This is a genomic window from Clostridium sp. CMCC3677 (assembly GCF_023845585.1).
GTDB classification, from domain to species: domain Bacteria; phylum Bacillota; class Clostridia; order Clostridiales; family Clostridiaceae; genus Clostridium; species Clostridium aquiflavi.
Map to the genome: position 1 here is coordinate 360,753 of NZ_JAMQHS010000001.1, position 18,672 is coordinate 379,424.

Below are 18,672 nucleotides of genomic sequence, written 5' to 3' on the forward strand. Positions count from 1 at the left end.
TAATAATTATATTTTATAATATATTTTCTAGATTAGGAATTTGTAATTTTCTCATATTTCTAGAACTGTATTTCAATGCATGTAATGTAGCGTTTGCCTCAGATGTATCATTATGAGATAAATACACTGAAAGTTTGGCTGAATCAGTAACAAGTATATCTACTTCTTGATGACTAAGATATACTGAAGTTATAAAGTTTTTATTTTGAATCATATCCATTAATTCTATTGACTTTATATAAGCATCTTCATTTTTACCTTCAATAATATTAAGTTCTATTTCTTCTGTAACATTTTCAATATTATCGCATAATTTTAATATTGAGACATTAGCAAAATAAACAAATATCATTATAAAAAGAAAAAGTAGTATTGAAGCTTTAACATTCTTCATTAATTACCCTCCTTATCATAATCATTATAAAGTTGATATTTAAAATTGCCTTCAGTATCATACATGGCTATTAAAACATCCTTAATTGAATTTATATTATGATTTTTAAGGACATTAAGTATCCAGTCTTTATCTTTTTTTATACTTGTTAAAGCATTGTTATTTATTTTTCCATCAGATACTAATACCTTAGGTAATTTTACCTCCTTTGTTTTAGCAGTATTGTCACTAGATTTTGATTGAGATTGTGAATTATAATCTTTAGGCAAAATTGATAGTTGCCCTCCATTTTCTAAAATGGCACATTGAATTTCATCAAGATTAAAATAATTTGCAATTCTTAATTCTTCTAATAATTCATCTATATTTAATTGTTGTTTTTTTAGTGCAATATAATTTATTTTGCCATTATATATTAATATAGTTGGCTCACCATCAATAATTTTTCTAGCACGTTGGGACTTTAAGTCTATTACACTAAGCATAGTTTTTAAAAATAGTAATGTAATAATTGGAATTATACCAAGTAATAATGGAAGTCTAGAATCTTGCATTGGTAAAGCGGCCAAATCTGAAATCATAATAGTTATTACAAATTCATAAGGTTCAAGTTCACCTATCTGACGTTTTCCCATTAAACGCATTACTACAACTACTAAAGAATATAAGATTGTAGTTCTAATAAAAATGATAAACATATAAAACACCTCGCATAGATAATATTTGTAATATTTCGTTGGAATATGCAAAATAGAAAATAAATTTATCTTTTTATGGGAAATTAGATATAATATAATATAGGACAACTAGAATTTTATGGAGGAGATAATTAATGAATTCAATAGCCTATAATATCAATAATAAAGAACTGAATTCTACTAATACTTTTTATGATATATTATCTAAAGATATATTAGAAGTTAATAATATAGCATTATGTAAACTAAATGGAAAATATCATGAATTAAGAGAAATTATTGACGAATGTGGAAAAATAGAAGTAATACCATTTAACACAGAAATTGGATTAAATATATATACGAGAACTTTACAATTCATATTTATTAAAGCTACGTTAGATTTATTTCCAAATTCAAAAATTAAGATAGAACATTCAATCAGTAAGGGATTATTTGGAGAAATAATCAAAGAAAATCCTTTAAGCGACAAAGATATAAACTTAATTAAAGGGAAAATGAAGGAAATTATTTCAACAGATGTACCTATAAATAGCATAAAAGTTTCTAAAAATGAAGCTATTAATATATTTAAGAAATATGGAATGGAGGATAAAATTTCACTTTTACAATATTCTAATCTTAATGAGGTAAGATTATATGAATTAGAAGATAGATATGATTACTTTTATGGTCATATGGCATATTCAACAGGAGTTATAAAAGCTTTTGATTTAATTTATTATGAATCAGGATTTATATTAAGAAGCCCTGAAAAAGAAAATTTAAATGAACTTCCACAATATAAAGAAGAAAGAAAGTTAAGAAATATATTTTTTGAAACAGAAAAATGGCTTAGTATATTAGATATTGGAGAAGTAGGAACTTTAAATGAAAAACTTTCTAGTAATGAAGTACAAAGTTTAATATTAACTTCAGAAGCATTACATGAAAAGAAGATTGCTAATATAGCAGATCAAATAGCGAACAAAAAAGATTCTAAAATAGTTCTTATTGCAGGCCCATCATCTTCAGGAAAAACTACATTTGCCAATAGACTTGCAATACAACTTAAAGTTAATGGATTAGTGCCTCAATCATTGTCATTAGATGATTATTTTGTAGAGCGAGTAAATACACCTAAAGATAAAAATGGAGATTATGATTATGAATCTATTTATGCGTTAGATTTAGAATTAATTAATAAATCACTTACAGCTTTAATGAATGGCGAAGTTGTTGATATTCCTACTTATAATTTTTTAACAGGAAAAAGAGAATGGAATGGGAATAAGATAAAATTACATGAAAATGGTGTATTAATATTAGAAGGAATTCACGGATTAAATCCTATATTAACATCAGACGTTGATCAAAATAAAATTTTCAAAGTATATATTTCAGCATTGACTCAATTAAATTTAGATAATCATAATAGAATATCAACAACAGATGTTCGAAAAGTTAGAAGAATAGTTAGAGACTCATTAAGTAGAGGGCATGATGCAGAAGCAACCCTTAAAATGTGGCCTTCAATAAAAAAAGGAGAAAAAAATAATATATTTGTTTATCAAGATAAAGCTGATGTCATGTTTAATTCAACATTAGTGTATGAATTAGGATTATTAAAACCTTATGCATTAAAAGAATTAAATAAGGTTAAGGAAGATAGTCCAGTATATACAGAAGCAGCAAGATTAAAATCTATATTAAATTTCTTTAAAGAAGTAGATTCTAGTTATGTACCTATGAATTCAATACTTAGGGAATTTATAGGCGGAAGTTGTTTCTATGAGTATTAAATATATTAGGCATATGAAAATAAATAACAATCATACTAACTAGTTATTTATTTAAATGTGCCTTACCTTAAAAAGATATGTTTTAAATTTAAAAACATATCTTTTTTCTTACCCCTTGACTATATTAATTAAATTATGCATTCTATATATGGATAATAAATTGAATTTTAATTTTTATAAATAAATTTTTAAATAAAATGTTAATGAGAGGGGGTATTTAGTAAAATGTTATTATATTTTACTAAGTAATGTTTATGAAAAGTTTAGGTGTTTTTGATATTTTAGGACCAATAATGATAGGTCCATCTAGTTCTCATACGGCAGGAGCTGCAAGACTTGGAAAAATTGCAAGAATAATAGCTGGTAATGAAATAAAGGAAGTAACATTCTTATTACATGGTTCTTTTGGTAAAACATATAAAGGGCATGGAACAGATAGGGCTTTAGTTGCAGGTATTTTAGGCATGGAACCAAGTGATGAAAGACTTAGAGATTCTATGGAAATAGCAAGAGAAAGAGGAATGAATTTTTCATTTAAAGAAGCTGATTTAGGTGATGTACATCCTAATACAGTTAAATTTTTAATGAATACAGTAAAGGATACATATTGTGAAGTTGTTGGATCATCTATTGGTGGTGGAAATATTCAAATTTCTGAAGTTAATGGTAATCCAGTTGAGTTTACTGGAAATTATGAAACATTAATAGTTTCTCAAAGAGATTTACCAGGAGTTATACATAGTGTAACTAGTATCTTATCAAAGGAAAATATAAATGTAGCTTTTATGAAAGTTTTTAGAAACCATAAAGGTAAAGATGCTACAATGATTTTTGAAATGGATAACAAAGTTAGTGAAAAAGCTATAAAAGAAATAGAAAAGTTAGAGTTAGTAAATAGGATTATTTCAATAAGTCCAGCAAAGGAAGGTGAGTAAAAATGCTTGCAAGAACAGGGGAAGAGCTATTAAAAATTTGTAAGGAAAATAATATATCTTTAAGTGAATATGCTATAAGATGTGAAGTTGAAGAAAAAGGGTTGACAAGAGAAGAAGTAATAGAAAAAATGAGAAAAAATTTAAATGTTATGATAGCTGCAGCAAAGGAAGGAACAGAAAAAGAAGTATATTCTGTTAGTGGTCTTATTGGTGGAGATGGACATAAGTTATATGAGTATTCAAAATCTAAGAAAACATTGACTGGTAGAGCAACTACAATAGCTATGGCAATGGCACTTGCTTCATCAGAAGTAAATGCATCTATGGGTAAAATAGTAGCATGTCCTACAGCTGGATCATGTGGGATACTTCCAGCTGTTATTTTAGCAGCAGGGGAAATTCTTGAATTAAATGAAGATGAACTTATAAAAGGATTATTAGCGGCAGCAGCAGTTGGGCTTATTATAGGTCTTAATGCAACATTATCTGGAGCAGAAGGAGGTTGCCAAGCTGAGTGTGGTTCAGCATCAGCCATGGGAGCAGCAGCAGTTGTAGAAATGATGGGTGGAACTCCAAAGATGAGCTTGGATGCTGGTTCTATAATACTTCAAAATATATTAGGATTAGTATGTGATCCCGTTGCAGGTTTAGTTGAAATACCATGTGCAAAAAGAAATGCACAAGGAGCAATAACAGCACTTTGCACTGCAGATATGGTTATGGCAGGTATTGAAGCTAAAATACCATTTGATGAAGCTGTAACTGCTATGTACAAGGTAGGAAAAAGCTTACCACCAGCATTAAGAGAAACTGCAATGGGCGGAATAGCAACAACACCTACTGCATTAAGACTTAAAAAACAAGTTTTTGGTGAGGAATAGATTAATTTATTATAATAGATTTTCTTGATTTTTTTACATTAATGGTATAATCTAAATATTATAGAAAACAAAATATTGAATTAATAACTAGGGGTGCTGATATATCAGCTGAGATTGGAAAAAGTGATTTCCTAGACCCTTATAACCTGATTTGGCTAGTACCAACGGAGGGAAGGATAAATATAAGACAAAATAGTTTATATTATGTAGCCCTTGGGCTACATTTTTTTTGGTTAAATATAGGTAATGAAGAGAGGATGAAGAAAAATGTTTAAAGCATTAACTATAGCAGGATCAGATAGTTGTGGAGGAGCCGGTATTCAAGCTGATTTAAAATCTTTTTCAGCCAATGGAGTATATGGAATGAGCGTTATTACAGCAATAACAGCACAAAATACAATGGGGGTTTTTGGAATACAAGATATAAATCCAGAAATTATTGAATCACAAATAGATGTTATTTTTGATGACATTATTGTGGATGCAATAAAGATAGGTATGGTTTCAAAAATTGAATCTATAAAAGCTATATCAAGAGGTTTGAGAAAAATTGAAAATTTACCTAAGGTAGTCTTAGATCCAGTTATGATTTCGAAAAGTGGATTTAACTTATTATCTCCCAATGCTAAAGAGGCATTAATTGAGGAATTATTTCCATTAGCAACTTTAGTAACTCCAAATCTTCCAGAAGCAGAAGAGATATTAGGAATGAAAATAAGTAATTTAGATGAAATGAAGGAAGCTGCAAAGAGATTACAGGAATTAGGGCCAAAATATGTATTGGTTAAAGGTGGACACTTGGAAGATGATGCAACTGATTTATTACTTTATGGAGATGAGTTTGTTTTCCTTCCACAAAAAAGAATAAATATAGTTCACACTCATGGGACAGGATGCACTTTATCATCAGCAATTGCAGCAAACTTAGCAAAGGGATTAGATATTAAAGGATCAGTTATAAATGCAAAAGAATATATAACAGGTGCAATAGAAAATGGTTTTTCAATAGGAAATGGTGTAGGTCCAACACATCATTTTTATAAATTTTATTAAAATAAATACACTATTATTAAAAAGGAGATGTAAAATTAATGATTAATGAAATATTAGATAAGATTGGAAGCTTATTAGCAGAGGTTAGGGAAAAAAAACCATTAGTACATAGTATAACTAATTATATAACAGCTACAGATTGTGCAAATGTGATTTTAGCAGTTGGTGGTTCTCCAACTATGGCTGATTATGTTAAAGAAGTTGAAGAAATTGCAAGTATTTCATCAGCAGTAGTTTTGAATATGGGAGTTATAAGTGATGATATGGTTGAAGCTATGATTCTTGCAGGAAAGAGTGCTAATAAAAATAATGTACCAGTTATTTTTGATCCTGTTGGAGCAGGTGTTGCTAATTTTAGAAATGAAAGTGCAGAAAAGATATTAAGTGAAGTAAAGATAGATATAATTAGGGGAAATATTTCTGAAATCAAATTTATATGCGGATTAAGTTCTGAAACAAAAGGTGTTGATGCTTCGGAAAGTGATATGAACATGAGTAATGATAAAAAAGTAATAGTAGCACAAAAGTTAGCAAAAAAATTAAATTGTACAGTAGCAATTACAGGAGTAGATGATATTATTTCAGATGGAAAAAGAAATGTAGTTTTATCTAATGGCCATAAAATGCTTGCAAATGTTACTGGGACAGGATGCATGAGTAGTGCATTATGCGGGGTCTTTGCTGGAGCTAGTGATGATTATTTTATAGCAGCCATATGTGCAGTTTTAACAATGGGTATAAGTGGTGAAATTGCGTATGAAAAATCTAAGGGAATTGGAATGGGAACTTTCCACATTTCACTTATTGATGCTATTAGTATGATGAATGAAAATATTATAAAGGAAAAGGCGAGGGTAAAGATTAATTGAGAAGTGAGAATTGAAAATTGCTAGTATAGGAATAAATTCAATTGTGGAATTTAAAAATATGTTATTGAAATGAGGAGAGTTTATGAATAATAAAATAGATTATAGTATTTATCTTGTTACAGATAGGGATTTAATGAGCACTGAAACTTTAGAGGAGGCTGTAGAACAATCAATACTTGGAGGAGCTACATTAGTTCAACTAAGAGAAAAAGAATGTTCATCGCATGATTTTTATGAAACAGCATTAAAAATAAAAAAAATAACACAAAAATACAATATACCATTAATAATAAATGATAGAGTTGATATAGCTTTAGCTGTTGATGCAGATGGAATTCATATAGGACAAAGCGATTTACCAGCAACTATTGTGAGAAATATAATTGGAGAAGATAAAATTCTTGGAGTTTCAGCTGGTAATTTAGATGAAGCCTTAAAGGCACAAAAAGATAGCGCAGATTATATAGGGGTTGGAGCAATGTATTCAACTGGAACTAAGAAAGATGCAACGTCAACAACTATGAATGAATTAAAGAAAATAATGAAAAAAGTATCAATACCTGTAGTTGTGATAGGGGGAATAAATAAGGAACGAATTAAAGATTTTAATGGAATAAATATAGATGGATTAGCTATAGTATCGGCTATTATAGCACAAAAAGATATTGAAAAAGCCACAAGAGAATTAAAAGAAGAATTTTCTAAAATTAAATAGTTTAGAATTATTTATGTAAAATCATACTATAAGTAAATGCGAAAAGTAGTCTTAAACATTTAAAATACTTGTTTAAGGCTATTTTTATATTGATAGGAAATTATAGGACTTTTGAACCATGAAATGTTGATAGAGTCTGGTATTAGATGTTTTAAAGTTGACAATATACAATGAATAATTGAAAATTAAGGATAAAAGCTTCAAGGAGAAGGATAGAAGAACGAAATATAAAATGTACTGTATGAAAGTTTAGAATAATGTTAGAAAGAATATTATTAGTAATTTATACATTTTTTATGTAGTTAAAAATGTAAGAGTATGCTAGTATATTTAAATAATAATCGTTATTGATAATGTTTTTCTTTTGTATTTAGTGATTAAAGCATTACTATATTTTTAGTGTGAAAGATAGGTATCTTTTATAAGAAACTTTCACTATTCAGTAAAAAATTAATTATTTAAGTTGGAGGGATATATGAGAGTTGTTAGTGTCTCGAGCCTCAAAGGAGATGAAATTCTAGGAAGGCAGATTTATGATGAATTAGGCAGGGTTTTACTTAATGTTGGAGTAAAATTAAAACCTTATTATATTGAAAAAATTAAAGAAATGGGAATTAATTCAGTGTACATTAATGATGATATATCAAAAGATGTTATTATTGAAGAAAGCATTTCTCAAAAAACAAGGCAAATGAGCAAACATGCTGTTAAGCAAATGATTCAAACATATTGTCGTGAAGGAAAGACTGATAATAGAAGTGTTATGAATTCAGTTAACTCAGTTATTGAAGATGTACTATTAAATAAAAGTGTTTTGATAAATGTTGGAGAAATAAGTACAAGTGATAACAATATATATTCGCATTCGGTAAATGTATGTGTATTGTCTACAATAATAGGAACTCATATGGGATACAGTATGTTAAAGCTTAAAGATATAGCAGCAGGTGCATTACTGCACGATATAGGTAAGATAAAAATTATGAATGATAAGAAACTTTTAGCAGAGTTTAAGACTAAGGAAGAATTAGATAAATATATTAGATTAATGCATCCAAAGGTTGGATATGATTTTTTAGGAGAGCAGTATATTTGGAATGCATCTGTCAAGGTAGTTGCCTTAATGCATCATGAAAGAAGTGATGGTAGTGGTTATCCTTTAAAATTAAAATGTGATGAAATAAATCAAATTGCAAAGATAGTATCTATATGTGATGTATTTGATAATTTGATATCAGGTAGAAATATGGAGGAAAGTAAAACTATATCTGAGGTTATTGAATATCTTGTAGGTATGAGTAACATTTATTTTGATGCAGAAATAGTCGAAAAATTTACTAGTAATATAGCTGCATTTCCAACTGGTTGTGGAGTTATTTTAAGTTCAAATGAAAAGGGTTTAGTTGTAAGGCAAAATAACTCAATGCCAATGCGACCTGTGGTAAAAGTTATATATGATAAAGTAGGAAATATGCTTTTAGAACCTTATGAAATTGATTTATTAGAAGAATTAACTATTTTTATTACAAAAACTTGTGAAATTTAGATTTTTGGAGGGATTTTATGAGTTATGAAGATAAGTACACAAATATTAGACATTCATATGATTGTCTAAAATTAATTAATTATACTTTTCAGAAATTTTTAGATGTAGATAGTATTAATTATCAGATTGAGTTAAAAAAATCATTAGAAGAAATTGGTTTGCTTTTTGAATTGGATAGAATTTATATCTATTATTTTTCTGAAGACCCTACTTTTATGCAAATAGAATGTCAATGGAATAAAAAAGATATAAAACCAAAAAGAGAAATACAACAAGATGAGGTAGTTTATGCTCTTCCATGGCTTATACGTGAGATTAAGAATAATGATTTTGTTGCAATAAATAATATGGATGAGCTTCCTGCTGAAGCGGTATTTGAAGAAGAAGCCTTTTTAAAGGAAGGAATAAAAGCTTCTCTTATAATTCCATTAAAAAATGAAAACAAATTAATTGGGTTTATAGGCTATGAAAGTTTGTCAAAACCTATTATATGGGAAGAGGATCAAGTAAAAATATTAAGAGATATTTCAAGAGCTTTTTCATATACAAGAGCAAGAATTATAAATGAAAAAGCGTATGAATCAACTCTTAATGGACAAGCAATTTTACTCAATAATTCTGAATCACAGATTTGGGCTTTGAGGAATGTTACTTCTTATGCAACTGTTAATGAAGCTCATGCAAAATTTTTTGGAAAGAAGAAAAAGAACTTAGAGTATCAAGATTTATACGATATATTTGATATAGATACTGCAAATAAGTTGTCTGAAAATAACTGGGATTTATTTCAAAAAAATGAGCCGGCAGAAAAAGAACTTGAGATTAAGAATTGGAAAGGTGAAAATAGGTTACTTAAAATTAAAAGTAAGCCCCAGAGAGATGAAGTAGGTAATATTAAGTTTATTATTTGTACTGCTGACGACATTACAGAGCAGAGGATAGCAGAAACTGAGCTATACAAGGCAAAAGAACAGGCAGAAGCAGCCAATATAGCAAAGGGTCAGTTCCTTGCCAATATGTCTCATGAAATAAGAACACCAATGAATGGAATATTAGGATTTCTTGAATTGTTGAAATCAACTAATATGTCTTTAGAACAAAAAGAATTTATACGTGAAGCAAAAGCCGCTTCAGAGATATTATTACATATTATTAATGATATATTGGATTTTTCAAAGATCGAAGCTAGAAAGTTAACTATGGAGAATATTGGTTTTAACTTAAGAAATATTATTGAAGATGCAGTTTCTCTCCTTGCTCATAAGGCAGCAGAAAAAGGAGTTCAACTTTATACTATGATTAACCTAGGTGTTCCTGAAGAGGTTGTTGGCGATCCAGCAAGGCTTAGCCAGATATTAAATAATCTTATAAGTAATGCAGTAAAATTTACTGAATGTGGTGAGATTTCTGTTACAGTTGATTGTTTAGAAGAAGAGAATGGAACAGCCATGCTTAATTTTCAAGTAAAGGACACTGGAATTGGAATTCATAAGGACCATATTAATACAATCTTTCAATCTTTTAGCCAAGGGGATTCTTCTACAACTAGAAAGTATGGAGGAACAGGACTCGGACTTGCGATATCTAATGAATTGGTCAAAATGATGGGTGGTAAAATTCATGTTGAAAGTGTACTAGGGGAAGGATCTACTTTCAAATTTAATGTGAGATTGAAGATTACTAAGAGAGCTTCAGAGCAGAAATTTGCGTTTGAAAAGCTTAATGGTGTGAATATTTTGATTGTTGATGATAATACGAATAATAGGAAAATTATGAGTTCATATATTCAAGGAAATGGTTTAAAGGTATTTGAAGCCCAAAATGCTACTAGTGCTATGACCACAATTTTTTCAAATGCAAATACAGAAAACAAAATAAGTGTTGCTATTATAAACTACCAAATGTCTGATATGAGTGCTTATGAACTTGCAACTACATTAAAAACAATACCTTTTGCAAAGGATATTAAACTAATACTTTTAACTTCAGTAGCTCAAAAAGTAGAGGCTAAAGTTGCAAAGGAATATGGCTTTTCATCGTATTTGGGTAAGCCTGTAAGAAGAGACGACTTACTTGCTTGTATTGCTATGGCATTGGGATTGAAAAAAGAAGATAAAGAAGAACATCAAGTTATAATGAAACATGTAGTTAAAGAAGTTAAGAATGCATTAAAACCGAGGATTTTATTGGTTGAAGACAATGAAATGAATCGTAAAATTGTTATAAGTATGCTTAAATCTCGTAATATGACTTGTGATGTGGCTGTAGATGGTAGTGAAGCATTAAAAGCAGTGTCAGAAAAAGATTATGATGTTGTTTTTATGGATTGCCAGATGCCAATAATGGATGGATATGAATGTACATCTAAAATAAGGTTGATTGAAGGAGATAAAAAGCATACTACAATTATTGCAATGACTGCTAATGCCATGGAAGGTGACTCAGAAAAGTGTATTGAATCTGGAATGGACGAGTATATTAGCAAGCCTATTAATTTTGATACTATGTTTAATATGATAGAAGTGAATATTAAAGAGAGGGAGCTTAGAGCTGATTATATTAGTATAATAGATAATAATATTGATCATTTTGTTGAAATCACAGGACTTGAAAAAGATGATGCGAGAGAAATATTTGAAGACTATATAAAATATTTGCCAAATTTATTGGCAGGTATTAATGATGCCATTGAAAGTAATGATTTTAAGAAATTAGCAAAGTTGACTCATGAGTTAAAAGGTTCCACTGGAACTTTAAGAATAACGTCTATTTATGAATTAGCAATAAAGCTTGAGGAAAAAACTACGAAAAGAGAAATAGATGAATGTGCTAGGCTTTTTATTAAAATAAAGGAGTTGTTTTATTAAGTAGATGCATTAGGTGATACTCAAAAATTTAGTAATTAAATTAAAAAAAATAAGAGATATAGGGGAGTTTTTAGTATGAAAAAGGTATTAATCATTGATGATTCATCATATATGCGAATGTTTTTAAAAAAAATTATTCAAAAAGGAGGTTCGTATACGATATTTGAGGCATCAACTAAAGATGATGCAATAGAGATGTTTAAAACTGAGAAACCAGATATTGTAACTTTAGATTTGAATATTTCTGCGGTTATGAGGGAAGGTATTGATACATTAATTGATATAATGAGTATTGATCCTGAAGCAGTTGTAATTATTGTATCAGCGTCGGGATACGAAAATTTTAAAGATGAATGTATTGAATTGGGAGCTAAGAGTTATATTAAGAAACCATTCGATACTGAGACTATATTAAAGACATTAGAAGAATATAAATAAAAAAAGCCTAGTGATGATAACACTAATCAATCCTTAGAACAAAAGCATATAATCCAAATATTACATTTGGTATTAGTTGCTTTCACATAGTGCTTATTTTGTTTTAGGGATATTGGATTTAACGGAATATATTAACAAAAAGGATGCTAATCTTGCGAGGATGGGGCATCTTTTTGTTTGCGTTTAATCTCAAGATCAAGACCAATAACAACCTGTAATTTATCTATTAGCGAAAAGAGTTTATCAGGTATATGAAACAAATGACAAGTTATTACATTTCATATTTAAAATTTTTATAAGTTAAAGTTTACATTTTGAATTGAAGAGATCTTTTAGTATATAGAAGACAACACAATCGATTGAAAAAATCTTCAAAAATAAACTTAATTTATAAGAAGGGATGATAAATATGAATAATGATAACAAGAAATTTGATGCTGTATTTGAAGGCGGAGGAGTAAAGGGTGTAGCTTTCGTAGGAGCCATAGCTAAACTTGAGGAGGAAGGATATTCAATAGAAAGATGTGCAGGAACATCAGCAGGAGCTATAATATCAGCACTTTTAGCAGTAGGATATACAGCAGCAGAAGTAAAAGAGATTATGCTTAATACAGATTATAATAATTTCTTAGATAAAAATATATCTATATTAAGTACTGGGAATATATTAGAAAAAGCATCTCATATGTACAATTTATTTACAGACAAAGGTTTTTATAGTGGAGATTACTTTGAAAAATGGATAGACAAGCTTCTTAAAGCAAAATTAAAAACTAAATTTAAGGATGTATGTGTCAATGGTAAGTCAAGATTAAAAATAATTGCTGCTGATATAACTAATAGCACTATGTTAATATTGCCTGATGATCTTAAAAAATATGGAATAGATCCTATGGAATTTGAAATATCAAAAGCTGTAAGAATGAGTATGAGTATTCCATTCTTCTTTAAGCCAGTAGAATTAAATACTGATAAAGGTACTAATTTTATTGTGGATGGTGGAATTTTATCTAATTATCCTATATGGATATTTGATTCAGAAGGTAAACCAGAATATCCTACATTTGGATTTAACCTTGATGAGAATGAGTTAAGTTATACAGCACAAGGTAAGACTAATTTCTTATACTATTCATATGATGTATTAAGCACTTGCATTTTTAGTCATAATAGTGAAGATAATTATATTAGAGATAAGGATTTGGTCAGAACAATAGATATACCAACACTTGGAGTGAGTACAACAGATTTTGACTTATCAAAAGAAAAGAGTTTAGCATTATATAAATCTGGATATGATAGCACTGAAAAATTCTTAAAAGAATGGGATTTTGGAAAGTATGTCAAGAATTATAGAGATGCAGCATAAAAGTCTGTATTTGAAGTTAGAGCATAATTTTAGTTAAAGAAATAGCAATGAAAATAAAAGGAGCTATCTTAGAATGATTTTTCAAATCATTAGCTGAGATGGCTCATTTTAATTTTGTTGATACATTTATTTTTATTATTACATAAGTAAAGAATAATTATTTTTAATCTTCAAATAATAAGAATGTTAAAAATATTACAACTAGATTATACAAGGAGGTATATATTTATGAATAATTTTAACGAAAGTCAAACTAAAGAAAACTTAATGAGAGCATTTGCGGGAGAAAGTCAGGCAAGAAATAGATATAACATTGCTGCATCAGTGGCTAAGAAAGAAGGATATTCTATTTTACAAGATTTATTTAACTATACAGCAAATCAAGAAAAAGCTCATGCAAAAGAATTTATGAAAAGATTAAAAGAATTTTCAGGAGAAGACATTACTATAACAGCAGCGTATCCAGCAGAAGTAGAAACAAGTACATTAGTTCTTTTAAGAGCAGCAGAAAAGCATGAAGCAGCTGAACATGATGATATTTATAGTGGTTTTGCAAAAATTGCACGAGAAGAAGGATTTGATGAAATTGGAACATTATTTGATAAGATAGCTTCAATCGAAAAAATTCATTCTAATAGATTCAAAAAATATGCGGATGAATTAGAAAATGGGAATCTATTTAAGAAAATTAATAATGAACAATGGATGTGTACTAATTGTGGATATATTTATGAAGGAACAGAAGCACCAGAAGTATGCCCTGTTTGTGTGCATCCTAAAGGATTCTTTATTCCATTTAAAAATTCACCTTTTGAATAAAGATTGTTAAACTAAAAAGGCTATTACTATTTATTGTTAATTATAAAATGGTAATAGTCTTTTTTGATTAATTAGAAAATACTTTATTAAATGATAATCTTACAACTGGAGATACAATAAGCATATTAAGAGGTAATGCCATAATAAAGTTTCTAATAATACATAATGGATAAATTTTTAATGCTCCACTATTAAAGCCAACAGCTGTTATAGCACCATACATAGACATACAAAGCACCATACCTATTACCATACATGATGAGATAGTTAATATAACCTTAATTGGTTTAGTTTCGTTATTAGGTTTCACAATTTTTAGTGCAATTGGTTTTGCAATTTTACCGACAATAAACACATCTAATAAAAGTGCAACAATAAATCCAAGCCAAAAATCTTTTAAAAGATTATTAAAGAATTGACTATGAAAGCCTTCATTTAATAGCATATTATAAATGGTCATACCTAAAACCATACCAAAGCACATCATTAAAGTAAAAATAAATTTTTGTAATTTTGTTTGTCCCATAATAAAAATTTTCCCCCATATTAAATATTTTTAAAGTCAACTAAGTTGACAAAATGAATTATAACAATTATTCTGTGTTGTGTCAACTTAGTTGACTCGGTGCGGTACTTATTAAATCTGAAATGCAGAAAAATATATGTTACAATATATGAAAATAAAGAATAAGGTGAGAATGATGAAGAGTAATTTAAATATAATAGATTTAATAAGCGAAAAACATATTGTACTCAGACGTGAAGTGGAAGATAGATGGGAAGCTGTAGAAGATGAGGAGATTTCTCATACTGAAGCACTTTTTTTAGCTAAAATTGAAATGGGTAAGATATCTATTGCTGAAGTTGCTAGGCAAGCTAATATATCTCGTCAAGCCATGTATAAATGTGCTAAAAAATTAGAGCTAAGAGGATACTTAAAATTTGTAATAGATGAAAGCAATAATAAATATACAGATCTAACAGAGAAAGGTAAAGATTATTGTAGAAGAAGCAAAGAATTAAAGGAGAGTATAGAAAAAGAAATTTCTGATGTTTTAGGTGAGGAAAATATAAGAATGCTTAAAGAATTATTAAATAAGAGATGGATAAAATAATAATACTATAAGAGTAATATATATATGTAATATAAACAAAATAAGCTGTTATGGAATGAGTTATATCATTAGTCCATAACGGCTTTTTATTTTAGATTAATAAAAATTATTCTTCAAATGTAAGAGAAAGTTGACCTTCACCTTTTAATATTACAGTATGTTTATCTATTGGAATATTTAAGAATACATTTGTCAAATTAATATTATTATTAAGATTAAAATAGTATTTTAATTTATCATTTGAATCTTCTATTATTATTACAGTTATTGGTTTCTCAGGTGTGATTAATCTTAATGTTACTTTTTGTCCAATACTTTTATCAAAATGATATATACCTTCAGTGTAAATTTTTGCAGTAGGAACTGGTTCACTTTTATATGCACTGGCTTTTAAAGGTGTATTTATGATTATACAAAAAATAATAAAAATAAAAATAAGTAATTTTTTCATTATATATATATTTCACATCCTTTCCTTAGTAGTGTTCTTTATTTAGATAATATTATTACTATTATTTTTAAAATAACTATGCAAATCAGATAAAAATTATATATAAATAAAGTATAGATATATTTAAAATAAAGCGATATTTCTATTGAAGTTTTTTAATATCATATATCTGTAATACAAATATACTTAACAGAATATATTTGTAAAAAGGTTATAACTTACAGAATATTGATTGGAGGGAGCTACAATGGACTTTAGTAAATATAATTCACAAGTAATTAAGGATATAGAGCACTATGTAAGTAGGGCTAAAATAGGAACAATACTAAAATCTGAACAAAAGGAAATTACAAAAGATAATAAGAAAGTAAATACATTTAATTTGATTATTCAACTTAGAAAAGGTGAAGCAATAAAAATAGATGGAAAGAATAATATATATAATTTTACTGTTTCTATTGATGGGAAAGATGTTTATAAAGCAGAAAAATGCAACTATAGAGATGAAGAATTTAGACAGTCTATAAAAGATGCAAAAGAGAGCATTAATTTTATAAATTGTTTTGAAGCATTAGGAAAAATATTTAAAAAGAAAAGAAAATAAATAACTTATATAAGAACTAGTAACTTAAATTATGCTTAATGTTACTAGTTCTTATTTAATATTGCTTAATAGGTTAGAAAAGAGTTATCTTATTATTAATAATAAGGTATAATTAGGAAATATTAGAGCATTTAACAGAATAATAATAGAAAAAATTTAAGATATAGGAGTAGACATAATGTATAAGATATTAATTGTAGAAGATGACCTAACTATAGCAAGTATTTTGAAAAATTATTTATGCAAATGGGGATATGAGGCAGAAATTATTTCTGATTTTAACAATGTTATGGAAGACTTTATTAAGTATGATCCACAATTAGTAATATTAGATATTACATTACCTTTTTATAATGGATTTCATTGGTGTACAGAGATTAGAAGAATATCTAAAGTTCCAATAATTTTTGCATCATCAGCAAGTGATAATATGAATTTAATTATGGCTATAAATATGGGGGCAGACGATTTTATTGCTAAGCCTTTTGATTTAAATGTAGTAGTTGCAAAGGTACAGGCTCTAATTAGAAGAACTTATTCATTTCAAGGACAGACAAATATTTTAGAGAGTAATGGAGCTGTTCTTAACTTAGGTGATACAACTCTTACATATAATAATAAAAAAATAGAATTAAGTAAAAATGAATTTAAGATACTGCAAATACTTTTAGAAAATAAAAATAAAACTGTTCCGCGTGACGATATTATGAGGCATCTTTGGAATAGTGATAGTTTTATTGATGATAACACTTTAACTGTTAATGTTACTAGACTTAGAAAAAAGTTAGAAGATATAGAACTTAAGGATTTTATTAAAACTAAAAAAGGTATTGGATATATAGTGGGTGATTAATATGAAGAGAGAATCTATTTTATTTATGATATGTTCTTATATTAGAGAAAAGTTAAAAACTATTTTGGTATTTTTTATATTTATACTTATATTTTTTACAGTATATCTTTTGTATCATGTATCATTAGAACCAGTCTTATATTCAATGCTATTAACTTTTACATTAGCTTTTTTATTTAGTGTATATGATTTTCATAAGTTTTATAATAAGCATATATATTTAAAAGATATTCTCAATGGTGTAGAAGAAAAGTTAGATAATTTACCTAGAAATAAGAGTTTAATAGAAAAAGACTATCAAAGTATTATTAAAGCGTTACATAAAAATAATGTAGAGTTAGAACATAAAGTTAATAACAATCGTAGTGAAATGATAAATTATTATACAATGTGGGTTCATCAAATAAAAACTCCTATTTCTGCATTGCACATGATTTTGCAATCTATGGATTCTGGTAAATACAAAAAGATTATGGATCAAGAAGTATTTAAAATAGAGCAATATGTTGAAATGGTACTTCATTATCTTAGATTAGAAAGTATGTCATGTGATTTACGTTTAGAAGAGTATGAGTTACAAAATATTATTCATGAAGTAGTAAAAAAACATTCTATGATATTTATAAATAAGAAGATTTCATTAGATTTAGAACAAATAGATTATAAAGTGATTACTGATGAAAAGTGGCTTATTTTTGTATTAGAACAAATTTTATCTAATGCATTAAAATACACAAGAGAAGGAAAAATTTCTATTTATATGGATAAGAAAAGAGAAGATACTTTAATAATTAAAGATACTGGTATTGGAATAGAAGAGGAAGATATATTTAGGGTATTTGAAAGAGGATTTACAGGATATAATGGCAGAATGAATAAAAAATCTACGGGAATAGGGTTATATTTATGTAAAGAAATTTTAAACAACCTTTCTAATAAAATATTTATTACTTCAGAAGTCGGAAAAGGAACAAAAGTGGCTATTGATTTTTCAAGAAAAAATATTGAAATAGAGTAACCTTACACAATTGTAAGATTAAAAGGAGAAATGTAAGTCAAGGTTAAGGCAGTACATTTCTTTTTTTATTATACTTAATTTGTAATAAGGTACATTAAATAATGACTATGTTTTAAAACATTGTTGATATTTTAGTATAAAGCTCATGGACAGAGGAATTTACTTTAAGAACACTAAAATAAAGCTTAGTCCAATTAATGCATGTTCCCAATCAAAGATTGATGACAAGCAATTAATTGTACAAATCTTCATTAAGAGTTCTAAAA

19 protein-coding genes and 1 riboswitch are annotated in these 18,672 nt (G+C 27.7%); of the genes, 15 read left to right on the forward strand and 4 right to left on the reverse strand.

The genetic code is table 11. From position 1 onward, the window contains the following. Nucleotides 1-13: 13 nt before the first annotated feature. Together NG901_RS01420 and NG901_RS01425 are read right to left on the reverse strand one after the other, a co-directional pair. Nucleotides 14-394 (reverse strand): DUF4363 family protein, encoded by a 381-nt coding sequence (locus NG901_RS01420; protein WP_252211866.1) that lies wholly within the window; start codon nt 392-394, stop codon nt 14-16. Next, nucleotides 394-1,092 carry a DUF421 domain-containing protein gene (locus NG901_RS01425; RefSeq protein WP_252211867.1) on the reverse strand — a complete coding sequence of 233 codons (699 nt, stop codon included), beginning with the start codon at nt 1,090-1,092 and terminating at the stop codon, nt 394-396. The genes NG901_RS01420 and NG901_RS01425 overlap by 1 nt, the downstream gene beginning before the upstream one ends. 134 nt (nt 1,093-1,226) lie before the next feature. On the opposite strand from NG901_RS01425, the gene NG901_RS01430 reads away from it, so the two are divergent. The 11 genes from NG901_RS01430 (at nt 1,227) to rbr (ending at nt 14,365) form a co-directional block, all read left to right on the forward strand. Beyond that, nucleotides 1,227-2,873 carry a nucleoside kinase gene (locus tag NG901_RS01430; RefSeq protein WP_252211868.1) on the forward strand — a complete coding sequence of 549 codons (1,647 nt, stop codon included), beginning with the start codon at nt 1,227-1,229 and terminating at the stop codon, nt 2,871-2,873. A 254-nt stretch (nt 2,874-3,127) separates the two neighbouring features. Continuing rightward, nucleotides 3,128-3,808 (forward strand): L-serine ammonia-lyase, iron-sulfur-dependent subunit beta, encoded by a 681-nt coding sequence (gene sdaAB, locus NG901_RS01435; RefSeq protein WP_252211869.1) that lies wholly within the window; start codon nt 3,128-3,130, stop codon nt 3,806-3,808. 2 nt (nt 3,809-3,810) lie between these two features. Then, nucleotides 3,811-4,689 (forward strand): L-serine ammonia-lyase, iron-sulfur-dependent, subunit alpha, encoded by an 879-nt coding sequence (sdaAA, locus tag NG901_RS01440; RefSeq protein ID WP_252211870.1) that lies wholly within the window; start codon nt 3,811-3,813, stop codon nt 4,687-4,689. A 79-nt stretch (nt 4,690-4,768) separates the two neighbouring features. Further along, a riboswitch (TPP riboswitch) is annotated at nt 4,769-4,880 on the forward strand. A 76-nt stretch (nt 4,881-4,956) separates the two neighbouring features. Further along, nucleotides 4,957-5,742 (forward strand): bifunctional hydroxymethylpyrimidine kinase/phosphomethylpyrimidine kinase, encoded by a 786-nt coding sequence (gene thiD / locus NG901_RS01445; RefSeq protein WP_252211871.1) that lies wholly within the window; start codon nt 4,957-4,959, stop codon nt 5,740-5,742. Between the two features lie 38 nt (nt 5,743-5,780). After that, entirely contained in the window at nt 5,781-6,611 is an 831-nt protein-coding gene (gene thiM, locus NG901_RS01450) for a hydroxyethylthiazole kinase (RefSeq protein ID WP_252211872.1), read from the forward strand. Between the two features lie 82 nt (nt 6,612-6,693). After that, on the forward strand, nt 6,694-7,326 hold the full coding sequence (gene thiE / locus NG901_RS01455; protein WP_252211873.1) for a thiamine phosphate synthase: 633 nt from the start codon (nt 6,694-6,696) through the stop codon (nt 7,324-7,326). 475 nt (nt 7,327-7,801) lie between these two features. After that, on the forward strand, nt 7,802-8,872 hold the full coding sequence (locus tag NG901_RS01460) for an HD-GYP domain-containing protein (RefSeq protein WP_252211874.1): 1,071 nt from the start codon (nt 7,802-7,804) through the stop codon (nt 8,870-8,872). 17 nt (nt 8,873-8,889) lie between these two features. Continuing rightward, on the forward strand, nt 8,890-11,739 hold the full coding sequence (locus NG901_RS01465; protein WP_252211875.1) for a response regulator: 2,850 nt from the start codon (nt 8,890-8,892) through the stop codon (nt 11,737-11,739). Nucleotides 11,740-11,814: 75 nt separating this feature from the next. Next, on the forward strand, nt 11,815-12,177 hold the full coding sequence (locus NG901_RS01470) for a response regulator (protein WP_252211876.1): 363 nt from the start codon (nt 11,815-11,817) through the stop codon (nt 12,175-12,177). A 409-nt stretch (nt 12,178-12,586) separates the two neighbouring features. Continuing rightward, on the forward strand, nt 12,587-13,546 hold the full coding sequence (locus NG901_RS01475) for a patatin-like phospholipase family protein (RefSeq protein ID WP_252211877.1): 960 nt from the start codon (nt 12,587-12,589) through the stop codon (nt 13,544-13,546). A gap of 228 nt (nt 13,547-13,774) precedes the next feature. Further along, nucleotides 13,775-14,365, forward strand: a complete 591-nt coding sequence (gene rbr / locus NG901_RS01480) for a rubrerythrin (RefSeq protein WP_252211878.1) — start codon at nt 13,775-13,777, stop codon at nt 14,363-14,365. 67 nt (nt 14,366-14,432) lie between these two features. Here rbr and NG901_RS01485 read toward each other — a convergent pair whose 3' ends face one another. Then, a complete protein-coding gene (locus NG901_RS01485; RefSeq protein ID WP_252211879.1) occupies nt 14,433-14,891 on the reverse strand; it encodes a DUF2798 domain-containing protein in 459 nt (152 codons plus the stop codon). A 172-nt stretch (nt 14,892-15,063) separates the two neighbouring features. Between NG901_RS01485 and NG901_RS01490 the strand changes: the two genes are divergently transcribed. After that, nucleotides 15,064-15,480: a MarR family winged helix-turn-helix transcriptional regulator gene (locus NG901_RS01490; protein WP_252211880.1), complete on the forward strand. Its 417-nt coding sequence runs from the start codon at nt 15,064-15,066 to the stop codon at nt 15,478-15,480. 106 nt (nt 15,481-15,586) lie between these two features. Here the strand turns inward: NG901_RS01490 and NG901_RS01495 are convergent, their stop codons facing one another. Continuing rightward, nucleotides 15,587-15,931, reverse strand: a complete 345-nt coding sequence (locus NG901_RS01495; RefSeq protein WP_252211882.1) for a hypothetical protein — start codon at nt 15,929-15,931, stop codon at nt 15,587-15,589. Between the two features lie 247 nt (nt 15,932-16,178). On the opposite strand from NG901_RS01495, the gene NG901_RS01500 reads away from it, so the two are divergent. From NG901_RS01500 to NG901_RS01510, 3 genes are all read left to right on the forward strand, one after another. Then, nucleotides 16,179-16,535, forward strand: coding sequence for a hypothetical protein (locus NG901_RS01500; protein ID WP_252211884.1), 357 nt, complete (start codon nt 16,179-16,181; stop codon nt 16,533-16,535). Between the two features lie 178 nt (nt 16,536-16,713). Then, nucleotides 16,714-17,388 carry a response regulator transcription factor gene (locus NG901_RS01505; protein ID WP_252211886.1) on the forward strand — a complete coding sequence of 225 codons (675 nt, stop codon included), beginning with the start codon at nt 16,714-16,716 and terminating at the stop codon, nt 17,386-17,388. 1 nt (nt 17,389) lies between these two features. Beyond that, entirely contained in the window at nt 17,390-18,406 is a 1,017-nt protein-coding gene (locus tag NG901_RS01510) for a sensor histidine kinase (RefSeq protein WP_252211888.1), read from the forward strand. Nucleotides 18,407-18,672 lie beyond the last annotated feature (266 nt).

Bases quoted from the DNA above. Each gene is read 5' to 3' on its own strand.
- NG901_RS01430 (WP_252211868.1), top strand. From the start codon at position 1,227: ATGAATTCAATAGCCTATAATATCAATAATAAAGAACTGAATTCTACT.
- NG901_RS01500 (WP_252211884.1), top strand. From the start codon at position 16,179: ATGGACTTTAGTAAATATAATTCACAAGTAATTAAGGATATAGAGCAC.
- NG901_RS01425 (WP_252211867.1), bottom strand. From the start codon at position 1,092: ATGTTTATCATTTTTATTAGAACTACAATCTTATATTCTTTAGTAGTT.
- thiM (WP_252211872.1), top strand. From the start codon at position 5,781: ATGATTAATGAAATATTAGATAAGATTGGAAGCTTATTAGCAGAGGTT.
- NG901_RS01470 (WP_252211876.1), top strand. From the start codon at position 11,815: ATGAAAAAGGTATTAATCATTGATGATTCATCATATATGCGAATGTTT.
- NG901_RS01420 (WP_252211866.1), bottom strand. From the start codon at position 394: ATGAAGAATGTTAAAGCTTCAATACTACTTTTTCTTTTTATAATGATA.
- NG901_RS01485 (WP_252211879.1), bottom strand. From the start codon at position 14,891: ATGGGACAAACAAAATTACAAAAATTTATTTTTACTTTAATGATGTGC.
- thiE (WP_252211873.1), top strand. From the start codon at position 6,694: ATGAATAATAAAATAGATTATAGTATTTATCTTGTTACAGATAGGGAT.
- NG901_RS01460 (WP_252211874.1), top strand. From the start codon at position 7,802: ATGAGAGTTGTTAGTGTCTCGAGCCTCAAAGGAGATGAAATTCTAGGA.
- sdaAA (WP_252211870.1), top strand. From the start codon at position 3,811: ATGCTTGCAAGAACAGGGGAAGAGCTATTAAAAATTTGTAAGGAAAAT.
- NG901_RS01475 (WP_252211877.1), top strand. From the start codon at position 12,587: ATGAATAATGATAACAAGAAATTTGATGCTGTATTTGAAGGCGGAGGA.
- NG901_RS01505 (WP_252211886.1), top strand. From the start codon at position 16,714: ATGTATAAGATATTAATTGTAGAAGATGACCTAACTATAGCAAGTATT.
- NG901_RS01490 (WP_252211880.1), top strand. From the start codon at position 15,064: ATGATGAAGAGTAATTTAAATATAATAGATTTAATAAGCGAAAAACAT.
- NG901_RS01510 (WP_252211888.1), top strand. From the start codon at position 17,390: ATGAAGAGAGAATCTATTTTATTTATGATATGTTCTTATATTAGAGAA.
- thiD (WP_252211871.1), top strand. From the start codon at position 4,957: ATGTTTAAAGCATTAACTATAGCAGGATCAGATAGTTGTGGAGGAGCC.
- NG901_RS01465 (WP_252211875.1), top strand. From the start codon at position 8,890: ATGAGTTATGAAGATAAGTACACAAATATTAGACATTCATATGATTGT.
- NG901_RS01495 (WP_252211882.1), bottom strand. From the start codon at position 15,931: ATGAAAAAATTACTTATTTTTATTTTTATTATTTTTTGTATAATCATA.
- rbr (WP_252211878.1), top strand. From the start codon at position 13,775: ATGAATAATTTTAACGAAAGTCAAACTAAAGAAAACTTAATGAGAGCA.
- sdaAB (WP_252211869.1), top strand. From the start codon at position 3,128: ATGAAAAGTTTAGGTGTTTTTGATATTTTAGGACCAATAATGATAGGT.